Below are 16,111 nucleotides of genomic sequence, written 5' to 3'. Positions count from 1 at the left end.
GCCTGCCGCGGGCGGACCGCCCGCCGAGCGGGTCACAGGGTCCCGTTCTTGGCCTTGTCCTTGGCGCGCTTGAGGCGGTCCTTGGGGGTGAACCCGGTGGCCTCGAGGAGGAACTCGTTGAGCTTCCTCTTGGAGTCGAGGACGGTCTCGTCGGGGAGGTCCCTCGCGTTCTCGACGTTCACGGTGGAGACCCCGAGGACGCTCTTCGAGATGATCTTCGCCTCGATGCGGGACATGGCGCCGTACGATGAGACGAGGGCCCCGTTCTCCTCCCTGACGGAGCCGAAGACGTTCTGCATTATGTCCTTCAGCTTCCCGCCCTCGATCTTGCTGTACCAGCCTCTCTTTATGTCGAATTCCGTCATTCCTTCCACGTTCTCAGCCTCTGATGTTGAGTTCATTGGCCAGCACCCTGCCGACATCGTCGGCGGTGCCCAGCATCTTCTCGGCGGCGAGATAGCGCTCCCAGGTAGATTTACATTCGCATCCGCCGCAGTCCAGGTCGCGGGGGTCCTGCGAGAAGGAGAACCTCTCCACCGCGGCCAGCGCGCGCTGGTCGCAGGCGCCGCAGTTGTGGACCCCTCTCTGGGACCCTCCGCCGGAGGGAGAGCTCATGAGCCTGGCGTTCACCTTCCCGGACAGACGCTTCATGACCTCTATGAGGCTCCAAATCCACGGGGAGCGGAACTCGCCGCGCTTCCACAGCCTTTCAACGACGGTTCCGTGCTGGATGTTGAGGGGGTTCACCGATATCTCGTCGGAGAAGGGATCGGCGAAGAGCGCGGACGACACCGCATCCTCGATCGCATCGGATTCGCTCAGGAACGGCGGCTTCAGGAGCAGGTACGTCCTCACCCCCAGCCCGGCGTCCTTCAGGCGCATGCCGGCCTCCCTGCTCTGGGCGGCCGTGAATCCCTTGTTGACGCAGGTCCTGAGGACCTCCTCGTCGGACGACTCGAGGCCCAGTGCCACGGTCATCTGCCGCGGGAGGACGGAAAGCAGGTCCCCGGTGAGGAACTCCGGACGGCTCTCGACCAGGATGCGCCTGCATCCGCCGTACTCATCGAAGATCCTGTCCCTGACGGCCGCCGGGATCTCCTCGGTGTCGAAGAAGCTCCCCGAGGTGTAGATCTTCACGAACGGCTCGCCGCGGTATTTAGAAAGTGCCAGATCGACCTGTTTGTTGAGGTCCTCCGCTGTGACCCCGCTCATGGAGGCGGTGCGGTAGCCGCACATGGTGCAGCCTCCCCTGCCCGCTTTGGCCCAGCAGCAGCCGTTGGTGCGCAGGATGATCACCTGGGCATCCACGGCCTCCCCTCCGGCCATGTCCTTCTCGGACCAGACGGCCTCGGGCTCGCTCGGAACTCTTTCCTTCTTCATCGCCCGTCCGCACGCCCCGGCAGATTATTAACCTTGGCAGGCGGACCGCTGGGACTCGCACGCGGGCCCCCGCCCTCGCGTGTTTTTAATATCATAGGGGCATGGCGACGCAGGCATTCAAATGGCGAAGAAAGTCATAGTAGTCGGATCGGGCGCCGCCGGCATGTCGGCCGCGTCCGCTGCCCGTGCGGCAGACCCCGAAGCGGACATCACCGTGATCACCGAGGACTGCGATATCGCATACTCACCCTGCATGATCCCCTGGGTCCTCGAGGGGAAGTCCACCTGGGACCAGATGATAATGCACACCCCCGAGTGGTACGCGTCCGAGAGGAGGATAAAGGTCCTGACCCGCACCAAGGTGGAGTCGGCCGTCAACGACAGGGCCAAGGACGGCACCGTCACCAAGACCGTGACCGCAGGCGGGAAGACCTACGAGTACGACTCGCTGGTCCTCGCCACGGGCGGCAGGGTCTTCGTGCCCCCGATCGAGGGGAAGGACCTCCCCGGCGTGTTCACCGTCAGGACCGTCGAGGACGGCAGGAAGATAGAGGCCTGCCTGAAGACCGCCAGGAACGTCGTCATCGCCGGAGCGGGCGTCATCGGGCTCGAGCTCGCCATCGCCCTCAACAACATCGGCAAGGACGTCACCGTCATCGAGATGATGGACCAGGTCATACCCAGGATCGCGGATGCCGACATGGCCGCCCAGGTCCAGAAATACCTGGAGGACCAGGGCGTCACCATCGTCCTGAAGGCGCCCGTCCAGAAGGTCACCGGCAATGGGAAGGCCGAGGGCGTCGAGTCCCTGGGCAAGACCTATCCGGCGGACATCGTCATCTTCGCCACCGGGGTCCGCGCCAACACCGACATCGCCAAGCAGCTGGGCCTCGACATCGGCCAGCTCGGCGCCGTCGCGGTCGCGCCCACGATGCAGTGCTACAGGCGCGGGAGGCTCATGCCCGATGTCCTCGCATGCGGGGACGTCATCCAGTGCCAGTCCGGGGTCTACCCCGGGCCCACCATGAGCCAGCTCGGATCGTCCGACGTCAAGGAGGGCAGGGTCGCCGGGACCAACGCCGTCGGCCGCCGCGAGATCTGCGGGCCCACCCTGAGCCCGTGGGTTAGCCCCATCGGGGAGATGGAGATCGCCGGCACCGGGATGTCGCTGGGACTTGCCTCCTGGTACGGAGCGGACACCGCCACCGGCAGGGCCGAAGGCCTCACCCGCGCCAGGTACTTCCCCGGCGCCAAGCGCATGACCGTGAAGGTCATAGGGGACCGCGCCACCCACCGCATCATCGGGTGCCAGATCGTCGCAGGCGAGAACACCACCGGACGCATCGACTGGATGACGGCGGTCATCGCCGCCGGGACCACTGCCGAGGAGTTCCTTGCGAACGGCGAGAACGCCTACTGCCCCCCTACCGCCATGGTGAGGGAGCCCGTGTTCGCCGCCGTCGAGGACCTGGTCAGGCAGTTCAGACAGTGATCCGATGGAATACGGAGAGTACTCCAGGATCTACGGCGAGCTCAACAGCAAGGACGACATAGAGCGCCTGGAGGGAGAGGGCTACGATGCCCGCTTCCTCGAGACCCTGTATACCCAGAAGGTCAACAGGACCGTCAAGAAGAAGTTCCACACGGTCAGGAAGAAGTCCAGGGAGATCCTCCGCGACTGGACCGGCGGCGAGAGCATCTGCTCCATCGCCGACCGCCTGGGATACCCGCCGATGCTGACGGCCATGACCATATTCCTCGAGGACGGGTGCACCAAGAAGGTCTTCTGGGAATACGTCCGCGACCCTTCCCTGCTGGACAGCCCCGAGACCGCGGCCGAGCTGCGCGAGGCAACCGAGAAGGACATCGTCTACTCCCCCCAGGCCGACCAGAGGCAGAAGGAACGCGGGAAATGGGGAGAAGGGCTCCTCTGGGAATGGCTGGACGGCCAAGACGTTTCATACAAAACGGAAGAGGAGGAGAGGGCCGCCGGAGCGACCGGCAAGACCCCCGACTGCCTCCTGGACTCCCCGATGGAGTTCGAGGGCAGGGAGATCCGCTGGATCGAGAGCAAGGCCTCGTTCGGCGATGCCGTGGAGTTCCGTTACAACTGCAAGAACCAGCTCATCCCCTATACCGAGCTGTTCGGCCCCGGAGTGGTCGTCTACTGGACCGGCCATCTCGACGGCCTCGAGGCCCCCGACGGCATAACCGTCGAGGACATCGGGATCATGGACAAGAAGCTCAGCAGGATCTGAGCCAGTCGCAGACGGCGGAGCAGGCCATGCCTGCGGCGCCCGTCTGCATTTTTTCAAAGTAGATTCATAAAACGGCCGCCGGAGTGCCCGGATGAGTTCCCCGGGCAGAACGACAGTACGGGGCGGAAACACTGTCCCAGGAGATCTGCAGAGAGGCATGAGCGCCCCTCCGCAGGCATGACACGCCTGAAAAAGGATCTTCAGAGCGCCTGGACCTTCTGCGCGAACTCCTCGCGGAGCTCGCCCATGGTGGCGGTGCGCTCGGCATAGGCGTTGTGCTTGTGGATGGACTCCTCCGAGTCGGAAGAGACCTTGACCTCGCAATCATCGGGAAGCTTCGGGAAGTTGGTGACGACCAGGGTGAGGCCGTTCCTCACGACATCCTCCACGAAACGGGTGTTCTCATGGGCGTTGATGACGACCCTTCCCTCGTCCTCCCTCTTGAGGAGCTCGAAGGTGGGGCTGGAGACTGACTTCTCCGCGAGATCGATCAGATCATCGGCCTCGATGCTCTCCTCGGGCCCGGTGGTGATCACGATGGAGCATACGTTCCTCTGGTTGTGGGACATCATGGGGAAGCCGGGGTCCTCGACGTTGAGGAGCTCCCCGACGGTCTCCTGGGCGCAGGGGCAGGCGGTCATGCCCACGGCCTCGCACCCGATGGTCTTCCTGATCTCCCCGTCCCTGGTGCCGGTGGCGCCCGCCAGGAGCGTGTAGCCCTCGAGGGTGTCCCTGCCCGAGGGGGTCTTCCTGGGCCTGAAGTACTCGGCGGTGATGGTGACGTAGGCGTTCATGGCATACTCGTGCTTGACGAGGAGCTTCCTGACCATATCGGCGGCCAGGTTCTCCAGGCCGTCGACGGGATGGGAAATGCTCTCCTCGGCGACCGCCCTGAGGACCTCGACGTTCCTCGACAGGTGGCTGCCCCTCTGCGCGGCCGGAAGGTCCACGAAGATGTCGAATGAGCAGTTGACGACGTTGCTCAGGGGGCTGTTCATCCCGGGCCTTGCGATCAGGACCGGCTTGCGCACGCCGGAGACCCCTACTTTAGAGAGCCTGAACCCCGTGGATCCCCTGCTGTACTGCACGTCACACTTCAATGCCATATGACAGCGGTAAAGAACGAATTACTTAAATCATATAGGATAACCCGAAAGAGGGTTGGACGGCATCCGCTGCACGACCGTTCCCGATTTATCCGCGCAGCTGCATGGAGGCCGCATGGGCACGATGATATGCGGGATCGATGAGGCCGGCCGCGGGCCGATGCTCGGGCCTCTCGTCGTGGGTGCCGTATGGTCGGACGATGACGCCGCCCTCAGGGAGCTCGGCGTGAAGGACTCCAAGATGCTGACCCCCGCCAAGAGGGAATCGCTGTATGATGAGATCGCGCGCACCGTGCCGCACTGGGAGGTCGCGGTCATCGAGGCCGAGACCATCGACTCCGAAATGAGCGCCAAATCCCTGAACATGATCGAACTGGAACGTTTCGCCGCGCTCGCGGCCATGCACCCCTGCGACCTCGCGGTCGCCGACTGCCCCGACCCCAATACCGGAAGGTTCGCCGGGACGCTGTCCAGGATGGCCGGGGGCATAACGGTCAAGGCAGAGCATAAGGCCGATGCCAATTACCCGACGGTATCGGCCGCCTCGATTATGGCCAAGGTGACCAGGGACCGCATCGTGGAGGGCTACCGCGGGGAGTTCGGCATGCCGGTAGGCTCCGGCTACCCTAGCGACCCCGTGACCGTTGACTTCATAGAAAAATGGATTAAGAACCACCGCTGTGCACCGCCACACGCTAGAAAATCGTGGGAACCTGTCAAGGCAATGCTCTCGAAAGGAAAGAACACGACACTGGACGATTGGTGATTGACCATGACCATGGAAGCGACCATACAGGAACTCATTGATAAGGCCAATAAGAGGATGGCCGACGACGCAGACGTTCACGAGAAGACGAAAGACCTCGTGAAGACCGTGAACTTCGACCTCGGAGAGGAGAAATACTCCATGAAGCTCTCCGATGCGAAGATCTCCGATTTCAAACCGGAGTTCGTAGAAGGTGCGGACATCACGGTCACCACCACCCCGGAGTATTTCCAGCAGCTGGTCGACGGGGACCTCAGGCCCATGCGTGCGTACGTGACCAAGAAGATCTCGATCAAAGGCAAGATCCAGGACCTGATGTTCCTGAAGAAGCTCTTCTGAAACCGTTTCGCCCTTCACGAAATTTAAATAGTAAGCCAAGTGTAGGGCACATCATAGCGAGGTAGGGTAGCCAGGATATCCCGTCGGGCTCATAACCCGGAGATCGGTCGTTCAAATCGACCCCTCGCTACCATACGTTTTACAGCCTGCCGCCTTCTTAGGGATTGGGGCGCCATTGTCCTGTTCAAGCATACTTGATGATACAGGGCCTGATCATCGATGCGGCCTTGTTCCGAGACGGCCGCTTGCACGGTCGAGAGAGAAACTGCCTGCCGAGATGCATGCAGGATATCGGCTCATCGGCCGATCGACATTGAAAAATTAACATTGAAAATAACGGGCCGCAGGGATGGACCCTGCGGTCCGAGAAGCGTTCTGATGGAGGAGATTGCCTTCCGGGCCCGTTCACCTGCCCGGACCTTTTCAGGGTTCCTCCTCCCCGCCCCGGTCTTCGGCGGGAGCTTCCCCGCCGGAGTCCTCAGGGGTCTTGTAGGTGCTGATCCTCACAGCCTCGTCTATGGGGACGATGAAGATCCATCCGTCACCGCTCCGGCCGGTCTTGGCGGCCTTGCAGACAGTGTCGATCACGCAGGGGACGTGATCGTCCTCGACGGCGATCTCGATCTTGACCTTCTCGATCTCGTCGACGACGAACTCGCCGACCCTGTTGGTGAACTTGACCCCTGCCTGCTTCCCGCGGCCGGTGACGTGGGTGAACGTCATCCCGGTGATCCCCTTGGCCTTGAGGGCGTCCTTGACGTCCTGGTACTTCTCGGGGCGCACTATCGCTACGACCATCTTCATTCCATTTCACCTCAGAGATATGCCGGCTCCCCGTGCTCAACGATGTCCTGCCCTATGGACTCCTCGGCCTCGGGTATGCGGACCTTCATGAACCTGGAGATGACCCAGATGATCGCATACGACATGGCGAAGCAGAAGATGACGGTGAAGGCGACTGCCGCGATCTGCCCGATGAACAGGTCGGTGCCGCCGTGGATGAGCCCGGCGACGCCGCCGGAAAGGTCCGGGTCCGCGAAGATGCCGGTGGCGATCGCTCCCCAGATCCCTCCGACGCCGTGGACGCCGAAGACATCCAGAGCATCATCGAACTTCAGCTTGGAGTGTATGAAGGTGACGGCGAAGAAGCACAGGGCCCCGCCGACCGCCCCCGTGAACATCGATTCGGTGAACCCGAGGTACGCCGCACCGGGGGTGATGGCGACGAGCCCCGCGATCGCTCCCGCGATGAGCCCGAGGACGCCGACCCTCCCGACCTTGATGTACTGGGCGACTCCCCACGCGGCCATGCCGAAGACAGCGGCGGCCTGGGTGGTGAAGAACACATGGACTGCGGATGCATCGGCCAGAAGGCCGGACCCTCCGTTGAACCCGAACCATCCGAACCACAGCAGCATGGCGCCAAGGAAAGCGATGGGTATGCTGTGGGCGCGTGAGGACTTGCGGGTCCCAGCCAGTCTGGGACCGACGAATATGCACAGTGCCAGACCGGTCACTCCGGCGCAGATGTGGACCACGGTCCCTCCGGCGAAGTCGAGGACGGTGAGATACTGGTCGAACAGCCCCCCTCCCCAGACCCAGTGGGCCATGGGAGCGTAGACGAGGACCGACCAGAAGATGAGGAAGAGTATAATCGCGTTGAAACGGATGCGCTCAGCGCATGCACCGAGCACGAGCGTGGCAGTGACGATGGCGAACATCATCTGGAAGAGGACGAACTCCAGGTAGGAGATCTCGCCGCCGTCCATCATGTCGAATTCGTCGATGCCGTTCAGAAGGACGTGATCGAGGTTACCGATGAGGGCAGCATCGCCGCCGAACGCGAGCGAGTAGCCGACGACAATCCAGGATATGCCCATGACCGCGGTAGCCGCGAGGCACTGGGCGATCATAGAGGTCATGCTCTGCCTTCTGAGCATACCTCCGTAGAAGAATGCGACTCCGGGCACCATGATGAACACGAGCGCGGAGCACACAAGGATCCAAGGGATGGTGACATTGACGCTTGCGGCCGCTGAGCCGTCATCTGCCGATGAAACGGGCGACACCAAGACTATTGCTGCGATTGTGGCTGCCAGGAATGCGATTCCCGCCGCTGCGATTGCTGATGACCTCATTGATACCACGATTGAATTGTTTTTTCCTTCGAAATTAGACAAATGTCTAATGATATTTGAATATAACCATAAAATAATCTCTAAAATACGAAATTCGTAAAACAAAGGCCATATGGATGGACTGAAATATACAGTAACGTCCATCAACAGACATTGCAAACTGCGGAAATCCCCGAAGTCCGCAGATCGCTGAAAAAAAGAACCGGCCGCCCGAAGGCGGCAAGATGTTTGATAGATCTTCAGAGAAGGCTCTTGGCCTCTTCAGGTGACATGTCTATCGCCTTGAGGAGGTACTGCAGGGCCTTCTTCTTGTACGGGGCAAGGGCCGCCGCGGACTTGGGATCGTCAGCGATGTCCGCATAACTGGCCATGATCGCGTTGTAGTACTCGATGGCGAACTCCGAGTAGTAGGTCGGGGACATCGATTCATCAATCTCAGCCGCCTCGTTGTACGCCTTCTCCGCCTCGTCGTACTTGCCGACCGATATGCAGAACAGCCCGTAGGACTGATAGTAATCGGCGCTCCCGCTGAGTTCGATGGCCTTGGTGTAGGCCGCCATTATGTCCTCGGTCTTCACCTTGGCGCCGAACATGCCGGAGGCATAGTTCCCGCACTCTGCGGTGTAGTACCATCCTTCCGCATCGTCGGGGTATTCGGAGGAGTACTTCTTGAACGCGCTGTATGCCTTCTTGAAATCGCCCGAGCTCATGGCCTTCATGGCCGCATCGAACTTCTTCTGAACGGCGGGGTCCCTTTCGGGGGCTTGACCATCCATCTCATCTGCCATGCTATATGCCATGACGCGCGGCTAATAAATCCTTTGTAACCCGCCTGACGGTCTGAACATGAAACAGGCCGCTCTAAGGGGGCGCTCTTCGGGCCTTCGGCAGGTCCGATGAAGTTCATATGATATCTGGGCGGCCGATCCCGGGCATGCCGGCGGCCGTTTCTCCCGCAAAAAAAAACAAACTCCGATCGCAGGAAAGGACCGATAGAGGGAATCCGAGCCTGAAATGCGAAGATATGCGCAAACACCATTATAGCATCCAGCACCATCTGATATACGATGGTGCTGACGCTTTCGGAAGATGAAATGTACGAGATAGTCCTCCGCAGGGACAAGGACTTCGACGGCGTCTTCTTCTACGGGGCATATGATTCCGAGGTGTACTGCCTCCCTTCCTGTTCCGGCAGGATCCCGATCCGCCAGAAGATCCGTTTCTACAGCACCCGCGAGGAGGCCGAAGCGCAGGGCCACCGCCCGTGCAGGCGCTGCCACCCCGAAACCGTCCCCATGAAAGACCCCAACAGCGTCTGGTTCCGCTCGGGGAAGGGACGCAGGAAATGACGGGAGCGGCACCGGGCCGTTCTCCGCGCTGAAAGGTTATAATCTTCGAATGCCAATCTCTGGGTATGTCCATCGAGGATCTCTGGAACCAGGTGGCGAGGGCTGCAGGATGCCCGGATTTCGAATTCAAGGAAATCGCCCTTCCGAGGCTTACGGTGAGGGACGCCGAGAAATGCAGGCACATGTGCGAGCAGAACGTCTGCAAATGCTACGGCACCAACTGGGGATGCCCTCCGGGGGCCGGCAACATAGCCTCATGCCTCGGGAAGATCAGGAAATACGGCCACGCAGCGGTGGTCTACCATCGCTACAGGGTCGACATAAAGGACGCCGATGCCCTGAAATCCTATTCCGGAAAGCTCCAGAACCTGCTCAGGACGATGCAGAGCTTCCTCCGCGCAAGAGACTACAGCTGCATGTGCCTGTCCGACGGAGGATGCAACTACTGCGGGAAATGCAATTATCCCGGAGAGTGCAGGCATCCCGACCAGAGGGTCGACTCGGTGAGCGCCTACGGCATCCTCCTGATGGAGTACCTGGAGGACAACGGCCTGGAGTTCAGGTTCGAGGAGGACCATGTGACCTTCTACGGGCTGATCTTCTACAATGAGAAGGCCGATGCGCCGGCAGCAGGGCAGCGAAGAAGCGCCGAACGCGCAATTCTATTATAAAACAAACCAATCCGCGCACCAATGAGGGGCCCGTCGCCGGGCCCCCGGAGGCCATGCAATGGACAGAGAAACGGTTGCGCGGGTCGCGAGGACCGCGCACATCAGGCTCACCGATGAGGAGCTGGACAGATATTCGAAGGACCTCGCCGACATACTTGATTACTTCAAGGTCCTCGACGAGGCCCCCGGGCACGACGGCATCGGGGTGAACCCGGTGGAGATTGCCGACATCACCAGGGAGGACGAGCCCCGCCAGGACATCGATCCCGCCGAGCTCCTGAAGGACATGAAGACCTACGAGAACTACGTCAGGGGGCCCAAGCTGGTATGAGCGACGCGGAGACCATGTCGCGGCTGAAAGCGATCAACCAGAGATACCAGATGTTCAGGGCCTTCTGCGAGGACGGCACCCCCGGCGATGCGAAGTTCCTCTTCTCCGCCAAGGACAACCTGACGTCCAGCGAGTTCGAGACCTGCGCCGGGTCGAGGATCCTCGAGGGCTACCGCCCCGTCTTCGACGCCGCGCCCATCGAGAAGATGAAGGCCGCCGGAGGGAAGCTCATCGGCAAGACCAACATGGATGAGTTCGGCTTCGGGACCTTCTCGGCCAACTCGGCCTTCGGTATACCCAGGAACCCGTTCGACCTGGAGCGCTCCTGCGGCGGGTCGTCCGGCGGCTCGGCCTGCGCGGCCGCCGTCCTGGACGGCCATGTGTCGCTGGGAGTGTCCACCGGCGGATCTATCTGCTGCCCCGCGAGCTTCTGCGGGGTCTACGGGATCGTCCCCACCTACGGGCGCGTGTCCCGCTACGGCCTGATCGATTACGGCAACTCCCTGGACAAGGTCGGGCTGCTGTCCGCCGACCCGTCCAAGCTGTCCCGCTACCTCCCCGTCATCGCAGGAAAAGATCCGAGGGATCCCACGTCATGCGCCCAGCCCGAACTGAAGCTGGCACATTCCAGGATCTCCTCCGTCGCCGTGCCCGAGGAGGCGCTCTCCGGAGTCGCCGCCGATGTCAGGGAGGCGTTCGGCAGCGCCCTCGAGGAGCTCAAATCCATCGGCATCGAGGTCGACCGCGTGAGCATGCCCGAGCTGAAGTACGCCATCCCGGCCTACTATGTCCTCGCGACCTCGGAGGCCTCCACCAACCTCGCTCGCTATGTCGGCATGCGCTACGGCCGCCAGGACGGCGACCTGTCCCAGAAGTTCGATGACTACTTCACCGACGTCAGGACCGCCGGCTTCGGCGACGAGGCCAAGCGCAGGATCCTGCTGGGCACCTACACCCGCATGGAGGGCTTCCGCGACAGGTACTACGCCAAGGCCCTCCAGGTCAGGCTGGAAGTCATCGACGCGTACAGGAAGCAGTTCGAGAACCATGACGCCGTCCTCACCCCGACCATGCCCTTCGTATCGCCCAAATTCAGCGATATCTCGAAGATGACCCCGGTCGAGAACTATGCGGCCGACTTCCTCACCGTGCCGCCCAACCTGGCCGGCACCCCGCACCTGAACTGCCCCTGCGGCTACTCTTCCGAGAACGGCATGCCCGTAGGGATGCAGTTCGTGACCGACCACTGGAACGAGGACATGCTCCTCACGATGGCGGAGGATTGGGGGAAGAGATTCGACCTCAGGCGCCCGGAGGTGTCGGTATGAAGATCGGTCTGGAAGTCCACGTTCAGCTGCCCACCAGGTCCAAGATGTTCTGCTCCTGCCCCACCACCGACGCGGAGGCCCCGAACACCCACGTCTGCCCGGTGTGCCTCGGCATGCCCGGCTCCAGGCCGGTCCTGAACCGCCAGGTCCTGGTGTACGGCATCATGCTCGCCAAGATGCTCGGCTGCAAGATCGCCGACACCACCTGGTTCTCCAGGAAGACCTACTTCTACCCGGACATGAGCAAGAGCGTCCAGATAACCCAGTACGACCACCCGATCGGGACCGGCGGGCTGGTGATGCTGAACGGGAAGAAGCCCATAAGGATCACCAGGATCCACCTGGAGGAGGACCCCGGGAAGACCAAGAGGACCTCGGACATGTACTCGCTGATCGACTACAACCGCTCGGGGGTCCCCCTGGCGGAGATTGTCACCGAGCCCGACATCTCCACCCCGGCGGAGGCGAGGGAGTTCCTGACCCAGCTCATCGCCGACATCCGCGCCACCATCGACATGCCGGCGGACGGGGAGCGCAGCATCCGCTGCGACTGCAACATCTCCATCGGCAAGGAGAGGTGCGAGGTGAAGAACGTCACCGGCGTGAAGAACGCCGAGCGCGCCCTCACGTACGAGATGGTCAGGCAGATCAAGATACTCAAGGCCGGAGGGAAGATCGAGAGGGAGACCAGGAACTTCGACGAGTCCCGCGGGATAACGTACTCTGCGAGGAAGAAGGAGTTCGAGGCCGACTACGGCTACATCGACGAGCCCGACCTGGGCATATTCCATATCGGGAAGATGGCCGAGGGCATTACCATCAGGGAGAGCCCTGCGAAGATGACCGTGAGGCTGTCCGCGCAGTACGGCATACCCGAGAAGATGGCCAAGCAGCTCGTCTCCACATCCATCGATCTGGCACAGTTCTTCGAAACAGTCGCTGCCGAATACGGCAAGGACCTCGCCGTCAAACTGGTGGCCGGCCCCGTGGCCGGTTCCTGGAAGGAGATGGAGGCGGCAGGGAGGAGCCCGGAGGCCGTGCTCGGCACCATCTGCAGATTCGCCGGCGGGAAGATCACCGACACGGAGTGCTCCATCGAGATCAAGTCGGAGATGACGGGCGTCGACGCTGAGACCGCCTCGGCAGATGCGGGCGACCTCGAGAAGATAATCACGGACTTCCTGGACACCAACCCCAAGGTCCTTGCTGATTACGCCAAGGGCAACACCAAGGCGCTCAACAGCGCCATAGGGCACGTCATGAAGACCGCACCGGGGAAGTTCTCCTCCTCGGACGTGGTATCGGCCGCGAAGAGGATAGCGGACTCGAGGATCTGAGGGGCTCTAGGCCCCTCACATGGCCAGAGTGCTGGTGGGTTCTAACCTGAGGCATCTCCTGCCCTGCTCCGCCGCGTGCGGGGCGGCCATCCTGGTGGTGTGCGACTGCATAGCCAAGATGATCACGTTCTCAGGCATGCCTGTGGGAGTCATAACCGCGATATTCGGCGGCCCGATATTCATCTTCCTGCTGGTGAAGGGAGCTAAGAAAGTATGGTTCTGAAACGTCGGCCCGTGCATGAAGAACGGTTCGATACTGCTCTTCATGCACGGTTTAAATATTATTTAGGCATTCCTAATTTATGGACTACAGAACCGCTGCGGTGAGGAGGATAGCGACCGTTCTTTCTCTGATCGCGATCGTCATGGCCGCAGGATTCGCGGCCGAGCTGATCCATTCCCTGCTGTGACGGCATTAAACTTGCACTGCAGAGCGTCAGAATAAATCTGACATCTGGGTCTTAGGAAAATCGCCGGGCCCGAAGGCCCGGCCTGAAGGTTTCACTCGGAGTCCTTGTCCTCAGCGTCGGGGTTGAACTCCTCGGCGTCCGAGACGTCCAGGCCTCCTGCGAGGGAGATGATCTGGAGCTCCTGGAGCTTCTCATCGTCCACCGGCGAGGGCGAACCGTCCAGCAGGGACACCGCCTTCTTGTTCTTCGGGAAGGCGATGACCTCCCTGATGGTGTCCTTGTTCAGCAGGATGGCGACCAGCCTGTCGATGCCGATGGCGATGCCGCCGTGGGGAGGCGCGCCGTACCTGAGGGCCTCGACGAAATAGTCGAACCTCTGCTGGATCTTCTCGTCGGAGAGCCCGAGCCTGTGGAACACGGCGATCTGGGTCTCCGCATCGTGGATACGCTCGGAACCGGACCCGAGCTCGTTCCCGTTCAGGCAGAGGTCGAAGCAGGCGCCGCCGCAGTGGTCCGGATCGTCCAGGCTGCCGGTGGGCAGGACGAAGGGGTGGTGGAACGCCGTGTACGCGCCGGAGACCGGGTCCTTCTCGAACATGGGGTTCTGGTCCATCCAGAAGAACATGAACTTGTTCTCCGGGACCATGTGGAGGTCCTCCGCGATCTTCTTCCTGAGGAACCCTCCGCCCTCGTAGGTGGCCTTCCAGGGGCCGGCGATGATGAACACGAGGTCCCCCTCTTCCGCGCCGAGCGCCTTCTTGATGTTCTCCAGGATCTCGGGGGTGAAGTACTTCGTGATGTTGCTGGTGAGGATGCCGTTCTCGCACCTCATCCAGGTGAGGCCTCCGAGCCCGACCTTCTTGGCGTACTTGATGTACCTGTCGACATCGTTCCTGCCGACCTCTCCCATGCTCTTCTTTATGCACAGTCCGGCGACGATCCCGCCCTCGGCGAGGATGCTCCTGAAGATCTTGTACGGGACGTCCTTCACGATGTCGGTGAGCGACGTGAACTCCAGCCCGTACCTCATGTCGGGCTTGTCGGAGCCGAACCTCTCCATGGCATCTTTATAGCCGATGTGGGGGAAGGGGGTCTTGAGCTCGGTGCCGTAAAGTCCCTTCCAGATGTAGGAGACGAGGCCCTCGATCATGTCCTGGATGTCCTTGGAATCGACGAAGGACATCTCGATGTCCAGCTGGGTGAACTCGGGCTGCCTGTCCTTCCTCGAGTCCTCGTCCCTGAAGCACCTCGCCACCTGGTAGTAGCGGTCGAGGCCTCCGACCATGAGCATCTGCTTGAACTGCTGGGGCGACTGAGGCAGCGCGTAGAAGGTGCCGGGGTGGACCCTGGAGGGGATGATGTAGTCCCTCGCGCCCTCGGGGGTGGACCTTCCGAGGATCGGGGTCTCGATCTCGAGGAAGCCTTTGCTCTCTAGGTAGACCCTGGCAAGATGGACGAGCTTGCTCCTGAACTCCATCGTCTTGATCATGGGGGTCCTGCGGAGGTCGAGATAGCGGTACTTCATCCTGGTGTCCTCATCGGGAAGGACGCCCTCCTTCTGGTCGCCGATCTCGAACGGCGGGAGCTTGGACTTCGCGAGGAGCTCGGCGTGGGTGATGAGGACCTCGATCTCGCCGGTGGGGTTGGAGTCCACGGCGGTGCCCTCGACCCTGGCCCTGACATTTCCCTCGATGAGGACGCAGGACTCCCTGGAGAAGGTCGACATGACCGATGATATCGCATCGGCGTCGGTCCCGGCCGGGAGGTCCGCGGGATCGAAGACCACCTGGGTTATTCCGTACCTGTCGGCCAGGTCGATGAAGGCCACCCCTCCGTGGTCCCTCGAGAACCTCACCCAGCCTTCCAGACATACATGTTTCCCGATGTCGGAGGCCCTGAGCTCTCCGCACGTGTTCGTTCTTCTCATTATGGGTGCCCCTATGATGATAACGGGGGCGCCTATTGCCCATTCCCGTTAAATAATGTGCGCCTGCGCGCGCACGGTGCGGGTCAGGCCTCCAGAGCCCGGTCAGACCGAGCCTTCGTCCGGCCCGAGGACCGGAACATAATCAGATTCGCTCTTGGCGATCCTCAGGATGACGGAAGACTCGACGCGCACGACCCCGTCGAGGGCGTCGATCTTCATGATGGTGTCGAGGAACTCCTTCCTGTCCCGGCAGCAGAGCATCGCGACCACGTTCGCGTCTCCGGCAACATCATAGACGGCCACGGTCTGCGGCAGGGACGAGATCCTCTCCTCCGCCATGGTGTCGGATTTGTTCAGGAAGACCCTGGCGATGCCCATAAAGCCGTACCCCATCGCCATGTAGTCGAGCTTCGCGCGGTATCCGCGGATGACCCCCTGGGCCTCGAGGTTGTTGACCCTCTGGATGAGCGTCGTGGGGTGCACGCCGAGTTGCTTGGCGAGCTGACGGTAGGAGCCCTGGCTGGAGCTGCTCAGGAGTTCTATGATGCGCCTGTCCAGTTCGTCGAAGTTCTTAGTATCGGACGTTTCTCTCCCTCTCCCAACCCGATTGGTCGGGGGGAATTTAACTTTACTGTGAACAGTTCCCGCCCCGCGGCGTTCCCGCAGATGCGGAGAGAATCGCTGCGACATCGGGCCCGGCCGGCCGTCTGGACGGCCGGCCCTGTCGGCGATCAGGCAGCCGGGATGCGCCCGGGGACACGGTCTTATATC

18 protein-coding genes, 1 tRNA gene and 1 pseudogene are annotated in these 16,111 nt (G+C 61.5%); 11 read left to right on the top strand and 9 right to left on the bottom strand.

The features are described from left to right. Window positions 1–32 precede the first annotated feature (32 nt). Complete coding sequence (locus O8W32_06850; protein ID WII08883.1) at window positions 33–401, bottom strand: DUF5611 family protein; 369 nt, start codon at window positions 399–401, stop codon at window positions 33–35. Next, window positions 379–1,380 (bottom strand): archaeosine biosynthesis radical SAM protein RaSEA, encoded by a 1,002-nt coding sequence (locus O8W32_06845; protein ID WII08882.1) that lies wholly within the window; start codon window positions 1,378–1,380, stop codon window positions 379–381. The genes O8W32_06850 and O8W32_06845 overlap by 23 nt, the downstream gene beginning before the upstream one ends. Before the next feature lie 121 nt (window positions 1,381–1,501). Here O8W32_06845 and O8W32_06840 point away from each other — a divergent pair, with 121 nt between their 5' ends. Further along, the gene (locus O8W32_06840; protein WII08881.1) at window positions 1,502–2,872 is read left to right on the top strand and encodes an FAD-dependent oxidoreductase; all 1,371 of its coding nucleotides are present in this window, start codon (window positions 1,502–1,504) and stop codon (window positions 2,870–2,872) included. Between the two features lie 4 nt (window positions 2,873–2,876). After that, the gene (locus O8W32_06835) at window positions 2,877–3,638 is read left to right on the top strand and encodes a C15orf41 family protein (GenBank protein WII08880.1); all 762 of its coding nucleotides are present in this window, start codon (window positions 2,877–2,879) and stop codon (window positions 3,636–3,638) included. 200 nt (window positions 3,639–3,838) lie between these two features. Here O8W32_06835 and mptA read toward each other — a convergent pair whose 3' ends face one another. After that, window positions 3,839–4,744 (bottom strand): GTP cyclohydrolase MptA, encoded by a 906-nt coding sequence (mptA, locus tag O8W32_06830; protein ID WII08879.1) that lies wholly within the window; start codon window positions 4,742–4,744, stop codon window positions 3,839–3,841. A 115-nt stretch (window positions 4,745–4,859) separates the two neighbouring features. Between mptA and rnhB the strand changes: the two genes are divergently transcribed. The 3 genes from rnhB to O8W32_06815 all read left to right on the top strand — a co-directional run bounded on the left by rnhB (window position 4,860) and on the right by O8W32_06815 (window position 5,982). Then, window positions 4,860–5,510, top strand: coding sequence for a ribonuclease HII (gene rnhB, locus O8W32_06825; protein WII08878.1), 651 nt, complete (start codon window positions 4,860–4,862; stop codon window positions 5,508–5,510). Window positions 5,511–5,516: 6 nt separating this feature from the next. Beyond that, window positions 5,517–5,849, top strand: a complete 333-nt coding sequence (locus O8W32_06820; protein WII08877.1) for an SCP2 sterol-binding domain-containing protein — start codon at window positions 5,517–5,519, stop codon at window positions 5,847–5,849. Between the two features lie 55 nt (window positions 5,850–5,904). Next, a tRNA-Met gene (locus tag O8W32_06815) sits at window positions 5,905–5,982 on the top strand. Window positions 5,983–6,272: 290 nt separating this feature from the next. Here O8W32_06815 and O8W32_06810 read toward each other — a convergent pair. The 3 genes from O8W32_06810 to O8W32_06800 form a co-directional block, all read right to left on the bottom strand. Then, window positions 6,273–6,653 (bottom strand): P-II family nitrogen regulator, encoded by a 381-nt coding sequence (locus tag O8W32_06810; GenBank protein WII08876.1) that lies wholly within the window; start codon window positions 6,651–6,653, stop codon window positions 6,273–6,275. A gap of 11 nt (window positions 6,654–6,664) precedes the next feature. Further along, complete coding sequence (locus O8W32_06805; protein ID WII10051.1) at window positions 6,665–7,918, bottom strand: ammonium transporter; 1,254 nt, start codon at window positions 7,916–7,918, stop codon at window positions 6,665–6,667. Between the two features lie 308 nt (window positions 7,919–8,226). Further along, a complete protein-coding gene (locus tag O8W32_06800; GenBank protein WII08875.1) occupies window positions 8,227–8,775 on the bottom strand; it encodes a hypothetical protein in 549 nt (182 codons plus the stop codon). 279 nt (window positions 8,776–9,054) lie between these two features. On the opposite strand from O8W32_06800, the gene O8W32_06795 reads away from it, so the two are divergent. The 6 genes from O8W32_06795 (at window position 9,055) to O8W32_06770 (ending at window position 13,226) form a co-directional block, all read left to right on the top strand. Beyond that, complete coding sequence (locus O8W32_06795; protein WII08874.1) at window positions 9,055–9,336, top strand: hypothetical protein; 282 nt, start codon at window positions 9,055–9,057, stop codon at window positions 9,334–9,336. A 65-nt stretch (window positions 9,337–9,401) separates the two neighbouring features. Beyond that, the gene (locus O8W32_06790; protein ID WII08873.1) at window positions 9,402–10,007 is read left to right on the top strand and encodes a DUF2284 domain-containing protein; all 606 of its coding nucleotides are present in this window, start codon (window positions 9,402–9,404) and stop codon (window positions 10,005–10,007) included. Between the two features lie 58 nt (window positions 10,008–10,065). After that, entirely contained in the window at window positions 10,066–10,338 is a 273-nt protein-coding gene (locus tag O8W32_06785) for an aspartyl/glutamyl-tRNA amidotransferase subunit C (protein ID WII08872.1), read from the top strand. Beyond that, a complete protein-coding gene (locus O8W32_06780; GenBank protein ID WII08871.1) occupies window positions 10,335–11,666 on the top strand; it encodes an amidase family protein in 1,332 nt (443 codons plus the stop codon). Before O8W32_06785 ends, O8W32_06780 begins: the two co-directional genes overlap by 4 nt. After that, window positions 11,663–13,003: an Asp-tRNA(Asn)/Glu-tRNA(Gln) amidotransferase subunit GatB gene (gatB, locus tag O8W32_06775; protein ID WII08870.1), complete on the top strand. Its 1,341-nt coding sequence runs from the start codon at window positions 11,663–11,665 to the stop codon at window positions 13,001–13,003. The genes O8W32_06780 and gatB overlap by 4 nt, the downstream gene beginning before the upstream one ends. A 19-nt stretch (window positions 13,004–13,022) precedes the next feature. Further along, window positions 13,023–13,226 (top strand): iron chelate uptake ABC transporter family permease subunit, encoded by a 204-nt coding sequence (locus tag O8W32_06770; protein WII08869.1) that lies wholly within the window; start codon window positions 13,023–13,025, stop codon window positions 13,224–13,226. A 278-nt stretch (window positions 13,227–13,504) separates the two neighbouring features. On the opposite strand, the gene aspS is transcribed toward O8W32_06770, so the two are convergent. The 3 genes and pseudogenes from aspS to O8W32_06755 all read right to left on the bottom strand — a co-directional run bounded on the left by aspS (window position 13,505) and on the right by O8W32_06755 (window position 16,030). After that, window positions 13,505–15,340 carry an aspartate--tRNA ligase gene (gene aspS, locus O8W32_06765; protein ID WII08868.1) on the bottom strand — a complete coding sequence of 612 codons (1,836 nt, stop codon included), beginning with the start codon at window positions 15,338–15,340 and terminating at the stop codon, window positions 13,505–13,507. Window positions 15,341–15,442: 102 nt separating this feature from the next. Beyond that, on the bottom strand, window positions 15,443–15,823 hold the full coding sequence (locus O8W32_06760) for an Lrp/AsnC family transcriptional regulator (protein ID WII10050.1): 381 nt from the start codon (window positions 15,821–15,823) through the stop codon (window positions 15,443–15,445). Next, window positions 15,824–16,030, bottom strand: a pseudogene (locus O8W32_06755) (hypothetical protein). It lies immediately after the preceding gene. Between the last annotated feature and the right edge of the window lie 81 nt (window positions 16,031–16,111).

It is taken from the genome of Methanomassiliicoccales archaeon LGM-DZ1 (genome assembly GCA_030168595.1).
In the GTDB taxonomy this organism is placed as follows: Archaea; Thermoplasmatota; Thermoplasmata; order Methanomassiliicoccales; family Methanomethylophilaceae; genus Methanomethylophilus.
Note: the sequence above shows the minus strand (reverse complement) of the source record. Positions and strands in the feature narration are given on the sequence as shown.

What these genes read in the sequence shown, in the direction of transcription:
- aspS (WII08868.1), bottom strand. Translation starts at nt 15,340, where the DNA reads ATGAGAAGAACGAACACGTGCGGAGAGCTCAGGGCCTCCGACATCGGG.
- O8W32_06820 (WII08877.1), top strand. Translation starts at nt 5,517, where the DNA reads ATGACCATGGAAGCGACCATACAGGAACTCATTGATAAGGCCAATAAG.
- O8W32_06840 (WII08881.1), top strand. Translation starts at nt 1,502, where the DNA reads ATGGCGAAGAAAGTCATAGTAGTCGGATCGGGCGCCGCCGGCATGTCG.
- O8W32_06785 (WII08872.1), top strand. Translation starts at nt 10,066, where the DNA reads ATGGACAGAGAAACGGTTGCGCGGGTCGCGAGGACCGCGCACATCAGG.
- O8W32_06780 (WII08871.1), top strand. Translation starts at nt 10,335, where the DNA reads ATGAGCGACGCGGAGACCATGTCGCGGCTGAAAGCGATCAACCAGAGA.
- O8W32_06790 (WII08873.1), top strand. Translation starts at nt 9,402, where the DNA reads ATGTCCATCGAGGATCTCTGGAACCAGGTGGCGAGGGCTGCAGGATGC.
- O8W32_06850 (WII08883.1), bottom strand. Translation starts at nt 401, where the DNA reads ATGAACTCAACATCAGAGGCTGAGAACGTGGAAGGAATGACGGAATTC.
- O8W32_06845 (WII08882.1), bottom strand. Translation starts at nt 1,380, where the DNA reads ATGAAGAAGGAAAGAGTTCCGAGCGAGCCCGAGGCCGTCTGGTCCGAG.
- rnhB (WII08878.1), top strand. Translation starts at nt 4,860, where the DNA reads ATGGGCACGATGATATGCGGGATCGATGAGGCCGGCCGCGGGCCGATG.
- gatB (WII08870.1), top strand. Translation starts at nt 11,663, where the DNA reads ATGAAGATCGGTCTGGAAGTCCACGTTCAGCTGCCCACCAGGTCCAAG.
- O8W32_06795 (WII08874.1), top strand. Translation starts at nt 9,055, where the DNA reads ATGGTGCTGACGCTTTCGGAAGATGAAATGTACGAGATAGTCCTCCGC.
- O8W32_06770 (WII08869.1), top strand. Translation starts at nt 13,023, where the DNA reads ATGGCCAGAGTGCTGGTGGGTTCTAACCTGAGGCATCTCCTGCCCTGC.
- O8W32_06810 (WII08876.1), bottom strand. Translation starts at nt 6,653, where the DNA reads ATGAAGATGGTCGTAGCGATAGTGCGCCCCGAGAAGTACCAGGACGTC.
- mptA (WII08879.1), bottom strand. Translation starts at nt 4,744, where the DNA reads ATGGCATTGAAGTGTGACGTGCAGTACAGCAGGGGATCCACGGGGTTC.
- O8W32_06800 (WII08875.1), bottom strand. Translation starts at nt 8,775, where the DNA reads ATGGCAGATGAGATGGATGGTCAAGCCCCCGAAAGGGACCCCGCCGTT.
- O8W32_06835 (WII08880.1), top strand. Translation starts at nt 2,877, where the DNA reads ATGGAATACGGAGAGTACTCCAGGATCTACGGCGAGCTCAACAGCAAG.